The sequence below is a fragment of the Micromonospora tulbaghiae genome (genome assembly GCF_900091605.1).
GTDB classification, from domain to species: domain Bacteria; phylum Actinomycetota; class Actinomycetes; order Mycobacteriales; family Micromonosporaceae; genus Micromonospora; species Micromonospora tulbaghiae.
On record NZ_FMCQ01000011.1, the window covers coordinates 106,769 to 119,271 of the forward strand.

Here is a 12,503-nt window from a genome sequence, read left to right on the forward strand (position 1 = left end):
TCGCGTCACGGGTGAGGTCGGCGAGGTGGCGGGGTACGGCGGGCGCGGCCCCGCCGGGCGGCGGCGCGCATCGCGGCGCGGGCCAGTTCCGGCCGGTCGGCGGCCCCGTCGAGGCTGGCGGCGAGCGCCCGCACGGTCGGGTGGCGGAACAGGTCGAGCATGGTGATCGAGCGGCCGGTGGCCTCGGTGAGCCGGGCGTGCACGGCGGCCAGGGCCATCGAGTGGCCGCCGATGTCGAAGAAGTTGTCGCTCACGCCCACCGCGTCGCGGCCGAGCACGTCCCGCCAGATCCCGGCGATCAGCTCCTCGGTCGCGGTGAGCGCGTCCGAGCCGGCGGGCAGCGGCGCGCGGGCCGGTTCGGCAGTGGCGACGCTCATCGCGCCGAGCGCCGCGACCCGTACCGCCGGGCGGGGCAGCTCGGGCGCGACCTCGGCGGCCGGCGCGTCCGGGTCGGCGGCGAGCGCGCCGACCAGGTCGGCCAGGTCGGCCAGGAGCGCGGTGATCCGCTCGCCGGTGAACAGGTCCGGGTTGTGCACCACCTCGACGCCGGCCCGCCCGTCGCGCTCCACCACGTAGACGGTCAGGTCGAACGGCGAGCCGGGCTTGGGCACCGGCACCGGCTCGGCGGCCAGGCCGGTCAGCGTCAGCCGGGGCGCGACGAAGTTGAGCACGTTGAACAGCACCTGCACCAGCGGGGCCCGGGAGGTGTCCCGGCCCACGCCGAGCGCCTCGACGATGCGTTCCAGTGGCGCGCCCGGGTGGGCGGTGACGTCGTGCAGCTCGGCGGCGGCCCGGTCGACCTGCTCGGCGAAGCTCGCGCCGCCGGAGCGGACCCGTACCGGCACGGTGTCGATGAAGAACCCGATCACCTCGTCGAACGCGGCCAGCCGCCGGTCGGCGACGATCGCGCCGAGCACGTGCTCGTCGCCGCCGGTGACGCGGCGCAGCAGTTCGCCGAACGCGGCCAGCAGCACCGCCGCGACTGTGGTGCCGCGCCGGGTGGCCAGGTCGCGTACGGCCCGGTCGGCGGTCTCGTCCAGCCGTACCGCGGCCTCCGCGCCGGCGTACGTCTGCACGGCCGGGCGGGGACGGTCGCGGGGCAGGTCCAGCGCCGTGGGCGCGCCGGCCAGGTGCGCGGTCCACCAGGCCAGGTCGGTCTCGCCCCGGCGCCGGTCCCGGTCGGCGCGCCACACCGCGTAGTCGGCGTACGTGGCGGGTAGCGGCGGGCGGCCCGGCACGGACCGGCCGAGCGCGCGGGCGTACGCGAGCGCCAGCTCGTCGTAGAGCAGCGCCTCGGACCAGCCGTCGAAGACCGCGTGGTGCAGCGTCACCGCGAGCACGTGCTCCTGCGCGGCGAGCCGGTACACGGTCACCTGCCAGGGCGGGCCGGTGGCCAGGTCGAACGCGTGCCCGGCGCCGGCCGCGAGCATGCCGGCCAGCTCGCCGTCCGGGTCGGCGGCGCCGGTCAGGTCGATCACCGGCACCGCCACGTCGGTGGGTTCCTCGCGGACCGCGTACGGCACGCCGCCGTTGCACGGGATGCGCCAGCGCAGCACGTCGTGCCGTTCGGCGACGGCCCGCAGCGCGGCGCCGAGCGCGGTGACGTCCAGCGGCCCGCGCAGCCGGTGCGCGACGGCGATGTTGTACGGCGCGCTGGACGGGGCGAGCTGGTCCATGAACCACAGCCGCCGCTGCGGCGGGGACAGCGTCGGGGGGTTGCCGGTGGTCAGCCCGTCGGCGTCGGCGGGGTCGGCGGCACGGACCCGGTCCACGAGCGCGGCGAACGTGCGGTCGGCGAACAGCACCCCCGTGTCCACCTGCCGGCCCAGCTCGGCGCGCAGCGCGGCGACCAGCCGCATCGCGGCGACGGAGTTGCCACCGGCGGCGAGGAAGTCGCTGTCCGGGGCGGGCGCCGTGCCGAGCAGCCGCGTCCAGATCCGCCGGACCGCCCCGGTCACCCGGTCGTCGTCAGCCGGTACGTCGTCCACCGTGGCCGGGGTCGCGGCGGCCAGCTCGCGCAGCGCCGGCCGGTCCAGCTTGCCGGTGGTCGCGCTGACCGGCAGCGCGTCCAGCCGCACCGTCCGGGCCGGCAGCATCGCGGTGGTCAGCCGCGACGCCGCGTACGCCCGCAGCCCGTCGTCGTCCGGGGCGCCGGCCGGGGTGAGGAACGCGACCAGCTCGGCGCCGGCCGGGCCGGGTACCGCCTCCACCGCGACGCGCTCGACGCCCGGGCAGGCGGCGAGCACGGCCTCGATCTCGCCCAGCTCGATGCGCTGGCCGCGTACCTTCACCTGCCGGTCGGCGCGGCCGAGGTAGACGATCCGGCCGTCCGGGCCCTGCCGGACCAGGTCGCCGGTGCGGTAGAGCCGCTCGCCGGGGACGTCGCCGAACGGGTCGGGCACGAACCGCTCGGCGGTCAGGCCGGGCCGGTTCAGGTAGCCGTCGGCCAGTCCCGGCCCGCCGATCAGCAGCTCGCCGGTCTCCCCCGCCGGCACCGGACGCAGGTCGGCGTCGACCACGTACGCCCGGTGGTTGGGCAGCGGCCGGCCGATCGGCATCGGGTCGGTGTCGGCCGGGGTGAGGTCGCAGGTGACCGCCAGCACTGTGGTCTCGGTCGGGCCGTAGCCGTTGAGGAACCGCCGGCCCGGCGCCCAGCGGGCGGCCAGCTCGGCCGGGACCGCCTCGCCGCCGCAGAGCAGCACCCGCCACGACGGGAGCCCGGCCGGGTCCAGCAGCGCCAGCACGGTCGGGGTGATGAAGCCCCAGGTCACCTCGTGCTCGGCGACGAACCGGGCCAGCCGTACCGGGTCGGCCCGGTCGTCGGCGCCCAGCAGCTGCACCGCGCCGCCGAGCGTGAGCGGCACGAACAGGTCCATGGTGGCCGCGTCGAAGCCGAGTGAGGCGATGCCGAGGCTGCGTACCGAGGCGTCGGCGCCGGTCAGCGCGCTGACGCCGGTGACGAACTCGACCGCGTTGCGGTGGGTGGTCAGCACGCCCTTCGGGCGGCCGGTGGAGCCGGAGGTGAACAGTACGTACGCCGGGTCGCCGGGGCGGGCCGGGCAGGGTGCGAGCAGGGCCGGGCCGGGCAGGCCGAGCGCCGTCACACCGGGCTCGTCGCCGAACTCGGCCGCCGCGCCGTCACCGACCACCACCCGCACGCCCGCGTCGCGGGCGATCCCGCGCAGCCGGGCCCGGGGGCCGCCCGGCTCCAGCGGCACGTACGCGGCGCCGGCGAGCAGCACGCCGACCACAGCGACCACCAGGTCGGGGGTACGCGCGCCGCACACGCCGACCCGGTCGCCCCGGCCGGCGCCGTGCTCGCGCAGCGCGGCGGCCACCCCGGCGGCCCGGTCGACAAGCTGCCGATAGGTGAGCCGGGTGTCCCACTGGCGCACCGCCACCGCGTCCGGGGTGCGGGCCGCCTGCGCGGTGATCAGGTCGGCCAGGGTGGCGTCCGGCCAGAGCAGGTCCGGGCCGTGGACGGCGCTGACGGTCAGGGTGTCGGTCACCGGAGTGCTCCAAGGTGCTCGGCCGGGTCGGTGATCTGGAGGCGCAGTTCGCTGACGTAGCCGCGGCCCCGGGCGTCGGGCACCCAGGCCTCGGTGGGTGCGGGCAGAAGTTCGGAGACCACCACCGGCACGTCCGGCCCGGTACGCAGCGCGGCGTCGACCATCGCGCACAGCGACTGCGCGTACAGCGGGCCGGTCAGGTCCACGTAGCAGGGTTTGATCTCGGTGCCGACCTTGACGAAGACCCGCTCGGGCAGGCCCGTCTCGGCGCGCCAGCGGCGTACCGCCAGGTAGCGGGCGGTCTCGTCGGAGTGGCCGCCCAGCCCGCACGCCCCGGCCGTGGTGCGCCAGGTGCGCCGGGCCACGACCAGCCGGTCGATGGTGATGCGGGGCGTGTACGCGGCGGCGCCGAGCAGCTTGAACGCGTCCAGCAGCAGCGAGCCGAGCAGCGTGGCGAACACCTCCATCAGCGGCCAGCGGGCGCCGTCGGGAAAGACGGCGGTGAGCGTGTCGCCGGTGCGCTCCACGAGCACCGTGGTGGCCGGGACCAGCCGGTCGACGTCGGCGCCGTGCGCGGTGTCGATGCCGAGCTGGCGGTCCGCGGGGCCGGTCAGCGCGTACGTGGTGCGGGTGGTGCGGCGGGGGAAGCTGTCCGGCCAGAGCACCCGCAGCCGGACCGGGCCCAGGTCGGCGTCGAGGTCGGCGCGCAGCGCGGCCGGGTCCGGGTGGAACGGGCTGAGCACCGCGCTGTCGAACGCGACCGAGGCCGGGTGCAGTTCACCGAGCACCAGCAGGAAGTCGCCCCGCTCGACGGCCTCCGGCGAGGCGGCGCTGAGCTGCACGTCCGGGTTGTGCAGCCGGGCCGACGGCCAGCCGGGCCGCGTCGCCGGGAACAGCTCCCGGGCCCGGTCGGTCAGTTCGGCGGCGCGCAGCCGCAGTTCCGCCTGCCCCTCGGGCAGGTCGGCCAGGCCGAACAGTTCGGCCCAGCGTGCGGTGAGCGTGGCGCCGGCCCGGCCGATCGGGCCGTCCGGGGCGACGAGCGTGCCCTGGGCCAGCAGCCACAGGTCGGCCAGCCGCACCGGTTCGCCATCGGCGGCCAGTTCCTCGTGCAGCTCGGTGAAGAGGTCGCCGCAGCGCGCGGCCACCTCGCCTGTGAACCACCGGGCGGTACGCAGCACCACCGCCATCGGCTCGGCGAGCGCGTCGATGACCGCCGACCCGATCCGGAACTCCAGGTCGCGGGCGGTCTCCTCGTAGCAGACGGTGCGGCCGGCGTACATCTGTCCGCTGTGCCGGGTGGCCGGGCGGCCGGTGACGGCGGTGAACCCGGCATTGAGCGCGGCGAGCGCGGCGCCGAGCCGGTCCGGGTCGCCGGCCGCGGCGGCCACCTCGTCGCGGGCGGCGCGCAGCCGGCCGAACTCGGCCGCCGTCGCGGCGCGGACCGGCTCGTCGCCGATCGCGGCGATCCGCGCGGCGAGCACCCGTTCGGCGTCCGGCGCGATCGGCAGGTTGGCGCCCCAGTTGACCTGGCCGCGCTCGACCCAGCGGTCCAGCAGCAGGTAGACGTCGTCGGCGCTGTGCACCTCGCCGGCGCCGCACAGCCGCTCCGCCAGCTCCACCGCGGGCGTACGCCCGTCACAGGCGCCGAGCACCAGCGCCTCGACCGGGGTGAGCGCGATCGGCGGGTGCAGCGGCCAGCGCAGTTCCCGGCCGGTGACGGTCAGGTGCGGTTGCAGGGCGGGCGCCCACCAGCGGCGCACCGCGAGGTCGTCGGCGAGCCGGTCGGCGTACGCGATGAGCGCCCAGGCCTCGAAGTAGACCCGCCGCCGGTGCACCAGCGCGTCACCGGGCCCGGCGTGCACGCCGGGCCGGGTGGTGTCGAACGTGCCCCAGCAGACCGGGCCGAAGAAGCCGATGGTCTCGGCCTTGCCGCAGTAGCGCTGCCAGTAGCGCAGCAGGCTCAGCTCGCGCTTGCGCCGGCGGACGTTGCGGACCTGCGGGTCGGTGCGCAGCAGCCCGTCCAGCGCGATGAGCATGTCCGGGTTCTGCCAGGTCACCGCCTCGCGCAGCAGCGGGTCGGCGGCCAGCTCGCCGGCCACCGCCGAGGACTCGGCGAACGCCTCGGCCAGCGCCTTGTCGAACACCTCGGTGCCGGTGTCGCCGGCGAGCAGCGCGTCCGCGGCGGCGGCGCAGTCCGGCGCGGCGAACCGGTCCAGCCCGGCGGCCGGGAAACCGGCGGTACGCAGGACCACGTCCCGCCACACCGACCAGCCGGTGTCGCCCAGGGGCAGCAGGTGGCTCACCGGTGGTCCTCCCGCCGGGCGTCGGTGATGTGCAGGCGCAGCTCGCTGAAGTAGCGGCGGCCCACGCCGTCGGGCACCCACGCCTGCTGCGGCGTGGGCAGCATCTCGCTGACCGTGAACGACACGTCGTCGCCGCCGTGGACCCAGGCGGCGCGCACCATCGCGCAGAGCATGACCGCGAACCCGGGCGCGGCCAGGTCCACGAAGCACGGCTTGGTCTCGGTGCCGAGCTTGACGTACACCTGCTCGGGCAGGCCGAGCCGGCGGCGCCAGTCCCGGACGGCGAGGAACCGGTTCCGCTCGCCGGTGGCGGTGGCCAGGCCGCTCTCGCCGACAGTGGTCCGCCACGTCTGCCGGGCCAGCACCAGCCGGTCCACCGTGATCCGGGGCGTGTACGGCGCGGCGGCGACCAGCTTGAAGCCGTCCACGGCGTGCGCGCTGAGCGGCTGGGCGAAGACCTCGACGAGCGGCCAGCGCTGCCCGTCCGGGGCGGTGGCGACCAGCTCGCCGTCCACCTCGTCGACGACCAGGTCGACGGTGGGCAGCACGCGGGCCGGGTCGGCGCCCGGGGCGTCGAGGAACGCCAGGTGCCGGTCGGTCGGGCCGGTCAGCGACTCGGCGGTACGGCTGGTCCGCCGGGGCCAGTCGGCCGGGAACAGCAGCCGGACCCGCCGCTGACCGAGGTCCGCGGCGAGCGCGTCGCGCAGCCGTTCCACGTCCGGGTGCGCCAGGGTGAACACGGCGCAGTCGAAGGACGACCAGGCGGCGTGCAGCTCACCGAGCACCACCGTGTAGTCGCCGCGCCGCAGCGCGTCCGCGTCGGTGGCGCAGATCTGCAGGTCGGGGCTGTGCACGGCGGCGTTGGACCACTCCGGGCCGTCGCCGGGGAACACCGCGTCGACGCGGCCGGCGAGGTCGGCCGCGCGCAGCCGTACGTCGGTGGTGCCGGCGGGCAGCGCGTCCAGGCCGAACAGCCCGGCCCAGCGGGCCGCGAAGTCCGCCGCGACGGCGTCGACCGGCCGTTCCCCGTCGCCCCAGAACATGCCCTGGGCCAGGAACCACAGGTCGGCCAGCGGCACCGGGGCGCCGGAATCGGCGCGCAGCTCCTCGTACAGGCCGCGCAGCACGTCCAGGTAGGCGCGGGCGAGCGCGTTGGCCAGCCAGCGGGCGGCGCGCAGCAGCACGTCCAGCGGGGCGGCCAGCTCGGCCAGCAGCGGCGCGCCGAACACCACGTCCAGGTCCCGGGCGCTGTCCTCGTAGCAGACCGTCCGCCCGGCGTACATCTGTCCCGCCCGGCGTGCCGCCGGCACGCCGGTCAGCTCGGTGAACGTGGCGTCCAGGGTGTCCAGGGCGGTGCGCAGCCCGTCCGCGTCACCTGCCGCGGCGGCCACCACGTCGCGGGCGGCGCGCAGCCGGTCGAACCCGGCACGGGCGGCGGCGCGGGCCGGCTCGTCGCCGATCGCGTCGATCCGCTCGGCGAGCACCCGCTCGACGTCCGGGCTCACCGGCAGGCCGGCGTCCCAGGTGATCAGTTCCCGCTCGACCAGCCGGTCGAGCAGCGCGTAGCCGTCCTCGGGGCGGCGCAGCCCGATCGCCGGGTCGGCGACCAGATCGGCGGCGGGACGCCGGCCGTCGGCGGCGCGCAGCAGCGCCGCCTCGACCGGGGTCAGCGTCAGCGGCGGGCGGCCGGGCCGCAGCACGTCCCGGTCCCGGACGGCCAGGTGGGCCCGGAGCATCGGCGGCCACCACCGTCGCACCGTCAGGTCCGCGCCGATCCGTTCGGCGTACGCGGACAGCGCCCACGACTCGAACCACACCCGGCGCCGCCGGGTCAACCCGTCGCCTGGGTTGACCCGGGCAACTTCCGGGTGCGCCGGATCGACTGTGACCCAGCAGCCGGGGCCGAAGAAGCCGACCGTCTCGTTCTTTCCGCAGTAGCGCTGCCAGTACTTCAGCAGTGCCCGTTCCCGGTCGCGGCGGCGCACGTTGCGGGCCGCGTCGGCGCCGCCGCGCACCAGGCCGTCGAACGCGACGAGCGCGCCCCGGTTCTGCCAGGTGACCGCCTCGCGCAGCAGCGGGTCGGCGGCCAGGTCGGTGAGCCGCCGCGCCCCGGCGCGCAGCGCCTCCTCGAACTCCTTGTCGAACTGGTCCTCACCGGCGCCGGTGGCGAGCAGCTCGTCGGCCGCCGCGGCGGCCCGGGGCGCGGTGAACAGATCCAGCCCGTCGGCCGGGAAGCCGGTGGTCCGCAGCACCGCGTCGCGCCACACCGACCAGCCGGTGTCGCCCAGGGGGACCCGGTGCGCGGCGCCGGCGGTCCCGCGACCGGCGGCGCGCACCGGGTCCGGACCCGCGTCCGGCGTGCCGGCGCGGGTGTTCGTGGACGCGGCGGTCAGGTCGGCCCGGATCAGCGCGGCCAGTTCGGGCAGCCGGTCGTGCAGGAAGAAGTGCCCGCCGTCCAGTTCGTGCAGGGTGAACCCGGCGGCGGTGTGCTCGGCCCAGGCCGCGCTCTGCTCCCGGCTGACCGCCCGGTCGCTACGGCCGGCGAACACGACGATCGGCACCGGCAGCGGCTCGCCCGGCACGTGGCGGTAGCTGTCGACCCGGTCGAAGTCGGCGCGCAGCAGCGGCAGCAGCAGTTCCACCAGCTCGGGGTGGTCGAGCAGGTCGGCGGGAAGGCCGCCGCCGTCGCCGAGGCGGCGCAGCAGCTCCTCGTCGCTCGCCCGGGACAGCCCGTCGAACGGGCCGGGCCCGTCGGCATGCGGGGCGCGGGCGCCGCCGACGTAGAGCCGCAGTGGCAGCGGGCGGCCGGTACGCCGCAGCTCGCGGACCACGTCGAAGCCGAGCCGTCCGCCCATCGAGTGGCCGTAGATCGCGTACGGGCGGTCGGCGCGGGAGGCGACGGCGTCGGCCACGTCGGCGACGCTGAAGCGCGGGTCCTCGGTGATCCGGTTCTCCCGGCCGGGCAGTTGCACCGGCACCACGTCGACGCCGGCGCCGAACTCGGCCGCCCAGCGCCGGAACGCGCTGGCGCCCGCTCCGGCGTAGGGCAGGCAGAACAAACGCACCGGCGCCTCGGGTCGGCTTCCGGCGGAGACGAACCAGTTCACCGCGGACCTTTCTGCACGGGGTCGATCCAGTGCCGGCGGCGCTGGAACGGGTAGGTGGGCAGTCCGGTGCGCCGGACCGTGCCCTCGGGGTGCAGCGCGTGCCAGTCGACGTCGCGCCCGGCGACCCAATCGGCGGCCGTCTCGCGCAACGGGCCACCGTCACCGGCGATGCGGACGTCGGTGTCCAGCAGTACGTCCAGCGCGGACAGCGCGCCCGGCAGGTCGGCGGCGACCACCGCCGCCCGGTGGGCGAACGCCCGCCGGCCCAGCGCCAGCGTGGCGGCCACGTCGGGCAGCGCCGGGGCGGCCCCGGTCAGGTGGGTCCGCAGGCGTTCCAGCGCGGACCGCAGCGCCGCCGGGGTACGCGCGGAGACCGGCAGCAGCCACGGCCCCTCGCCGGGCGGGTCGGCCGGCTCGGCGGGCGGCGGCTGTTCCACCACGACGTGCGCGTTGGTGCCGCCCAGGCCGAACGCGCTCACCCCGGCGACCCGGCGTGCGTCGTCCGGCCAGTCCCGCGCCTTGGTGGGCACGTAGAAGGGTCCGGCGGCCAGGTCGATCTCCGGGTGCGGGCGGGTGAAGTGCAGGTTCGGCGGGATCACCCCGTGCCGGACGGCCAGCACCGTCTTGATCAGCCCGGCGATGCCGGCGGCGGCGTCGAGGTGACCGATGTTCGTCTTCACCGAGCCGAGCGCTGTGGAGTCGGCGGGCGCGGCGCCCGCGTACACCTCGTGCAGCGCGGAGACCTCGATGGCGTCGCCGAGCGGCGTACCGCTGCCGTGGCCCTCGACGAAGCGGACCTCGCCGGGTGCGACCTCGGCGGTGGCCAGCGCGGTCGCGACGGCGGCGGCCTGTCCGGCCGGACCGGGCACGGCGAAGCCGGCCCGGTCCGGGCCGTCGTTTGTGACCGCCCAGCCCGGCAGGATCGCGTAGATGCGGTCGCCGTCGGCCTGCGCGTCGGCGAGCCGGCGCAACGCCACCACGCCCGCGCCGGAACCGAAGCCGGAGCCGGCGGCGGCCTCGTCGAAGGCGCGGCACCGGCCGTCGGGCGAGGCGAGCCCGCCCGAGCGGTGCCGGGGCCACATCACCGTGGAGCCGCCGGCCAGCGCCAGGTCGCACTGGTAGTCGGCGAGACTCTGCGCGGCCACGCAGACCGCGACGAGCGAGCTGGAGCAGGCGCTCTGCACGGCCATCGCCGGGCCGGTCAGGCCGAGCCGGTAGGCCACCTGACCGGGCAGGTGATCGGTGGACTGGCGGCCGACGAGCCGGGCCTCCCAGTCGTCCGGGTCGACGTCGCCGACCACCGCCGGGTTGTCCATCAGGTGGAACAGGAAGTAGCGGTTGGCCGAGGTGGCGGCGTAGACGCCGACCAGGCCGGGGAAGCGTGCCGGGTCGTGCCCGGCGTCCTCCAGCGCCTCCCAGGCGGTCTCCAGGAACAACCGGTGCTGCGGGTCGGTACGGGCCGCCTCGTCGGCGCCGAAGCCGAAGAACTCGGCGTCGAAGTCGGCCACCCCGTCGAGCCGGCCGGTGGCGCGCACGTGCCGGGGGTCGGCGCGCAGGCCGGGGCCGACGCCGAGCGCGGCCAGCTCCTCGTCGGTGTGGTCGTGCACCGAGTCGACGCCGGTGCACAGGTTCCACCAGAACGTGGCCACGTCGGATGCCCCGGGGAACCGCCCGGCGACGCCGACCACGGCGATCTCGTCGCCGGTGTACTCGCGGGCGGCGCGGACCGGCGCGGCCGGGGCGGGCAGCACCGGGGCGCGAACCGCCTCGGGCGGGGCGTCCAGCAGCGCCGCCTGGGCGGCGACGCTCGGGTGGTCGAACAGGCGCAGCATCGGCAGCCGCACGCCGAACCGCTCGGCGAGGCGCTGCTGCACCTGGCCCAGCAGCAGCGACTGCCCGCCCACGTCGAAGAAGCTGGCGGTGCGGGCGACCGCGTCGCGGCCCAGCACCGCGCACCAGATGTCGTGCACGGCGCGCTCGGTCTCGGTGGCCGGGGCCTCCTCGGCCGGCACCTCGGTGACCGGGTCGGGCAGCGCCCGCTCGTCGACCTTGCCGGTGACGGTGAGCGGGAACTCGTCGACCACCACCACCGCGCGGGGCACCGCGTAGCCGGGCAGCACGGCGGCCAGCGCCGCGCGCAGCGCCACCGGGTCCGGGCGGGCGCTGGACGGCCGGACGTACGCGAGCAGTTCGCCGTCGCGGACGACGGCGCGGACGCCCGCGACGCCGGGCTGGGCGGACAGCACGGCCTCGATCTCGGTCAGCTCGACCCGGTGCCCACGCACCTTGACCTGCCGGTCGAGCCGGCCGAGGCAGACCAGCTCCCCGCCGGGCAGCAGCCGGCCCAGGTCACCGGTGCGGTACGACGGCACCCCGTCGGCGTCGGCGCCGAACCGGTCGCTGTCCTGGTTGAGGTACCCGGGAGCGAGGTGGCGGCTGCGGACCACGATCTCGCCGGTGTCCGGTGCGAGGTCAAGCCGGTAGCCGGGGAACGCGACGCCCACCGGCAGCGGCCCGCGGGCGTCCGGGTCCACCTCGGACAGCCGCTGCACGTGCCGGGCGGCGAACGTCATCTCGGTGGCGCCGTAGCCGTTGACGAGCACGCAGTCGGGGGCGAACCGGTCCCGGCCGCGGGCCGCGTCGGCCCAGGTGGCCTGCTCGCCGCCGAGCAGCACCGCCCGCACGGTGGGCAACCGGCGCGAGCCGAGCGTGTCGAGCAGGAAGCGGTAGACGGTGGGCGTGCAGTGCAGCACCGTGGCGCGGTGCCGGTCGAGCTGGTCGACGGCGTGCGCGAGTCCCTGGCGGCGCAGGTCGACCGGGACGACGGCGGCGCCGGTGAGCAGCGCCGGGTAGAGGTCGGGGATGGCGGCGTCGAAGCTGAACGACGCGAGCAGGCTGAGCCGGTCGTCCGGGCCGACGCCGAGCGCGGCGATCTGGTTGCCGACGACGTGGGCGAGGTTGCGGTGGGTCTGCCCGACCGCCTTGGGCACGCCGGTGGAGCCGGAGGTGAACAGCACGTACGCCGGCGCGTCCGGGTCGGCCGCGACCGGGTGCAGCGGGGCCGACGGCACCTCGTCCAGCGCGACGACCGGGCGCTCACCGGCCAGCGTGGACGCCAGGTCGCGGTGCTCGGCGGCGCAGGCCACGGCGGTGACGCCGGCGGCGTCGACCATGTGGCGCAGCCGGGTGACCGGGAAGCCCGGGTCCAGCGGCACGTACGCGCACCCGGCGGCGAGGGCGCCGAGCAGCGCCGCCACGGTGGGCGCACCGTGCGCGGTGAGCAGCGCGATCCGGTCTCCGGCGCGCAGGCCCGCGGCGGCGAACACGGCAGCGTGCCCGCCGGCCGCCCCGGCCAGCTCGGTGTAGGTGACCTCGTAGGTCTCACCGAGCAGTGCCGGACGTCCGCCGTGTACCGCCGAGATCGCGCCGAAACGATTGATGATCATCGTCTCCGCCATGTCAGGAAGCGGGTTGCGCTCCACAGAGGGCAGGCAGGCAGCAATCGACGAATGTGATCATTGATCCCCCCCAGGACTTCACATTGGAAGCAGAATATGGCTCGATCCCTGCGCCGGAAGAGCGGC

4 protein-coding genes are annotated in these 12,503 nt (G+C 76.6%); all 4 read right to left on the reverse strand.

The annotated features are described in order from the left end of the window. Positions 1-5: 5 nt before the first annotated feature. From GA0070562_RS27075 to GA0070562_RS27090, 4 genes are read right to left on the reverse strand one after another with little or no spacing between them, the layout of a single operon-like run. Positions 6-3,509 (reverse strand): non-ribosomal peptide synthetase, encoded by a 3,504-nt coding sequence (locus GA0070562_RS27075; protein WP_091427190.1) that lies wholly within the window; start codon positions 3,507-3,509, stop codon positions 6-8. Beyond that, the gene (locus tag GA0070562_RS27080) at positions 3,506-5,812 is read right to left on the reverse strand and encodes a lantibiotic dehydratase (protein ID WP_091427192.1); all 2,307 of its coding nucleotides are present in this window, start codon (positions 5,810-5,812) and stop codon (positions 3,506-3,508) included. Before GA0070562_RS27080 ends, GA0070562_RS27075 begins: the two co-directional genes overlap by 4 nt. Continuing rightward, on the reverse strand, positions 5,809-8,919 hold the full coding sequence (locus tag GA0070562_RS27085) for a thioesterase domain-containing protein (protein WP_091427195.1): 3,111 nt from the start codon (positions 8,917-8,919) through the stop codon (positions 5,809-5,811). The genes GA0070562_RS27080 and GA0070562_RS27085 overlap by 4 nt, the downstream gene beginning before the upstream one ends. Then, positions 8,916-12,377: an AMP-binding protein gene (locus GA0070562_RS27090; protein ID WP_091427197.1), complete on the reverse strand. Its 3,462-nt coding sequence runs from the start codon at positions 12,375-12,377 to the stop codon at positions 8,916-8,918. Before GA0070562_RS27090 ends, GA0070562_RS27085 begins: the two co-directional genes overlap by 4 nt. Positions 12,378-12,503 lie beyond the last annotated feature (126 nt).

Excerpts from the sequence above, each read along its gene's own strand:
- GA0070562_RS27090 (WP_091427197.1), bottom strand. The coding sequence starts at position 12,377 with ATGGCGGAGACGATGATCATCAATCGTTTCGGCGCGATCTCGGCGGTA.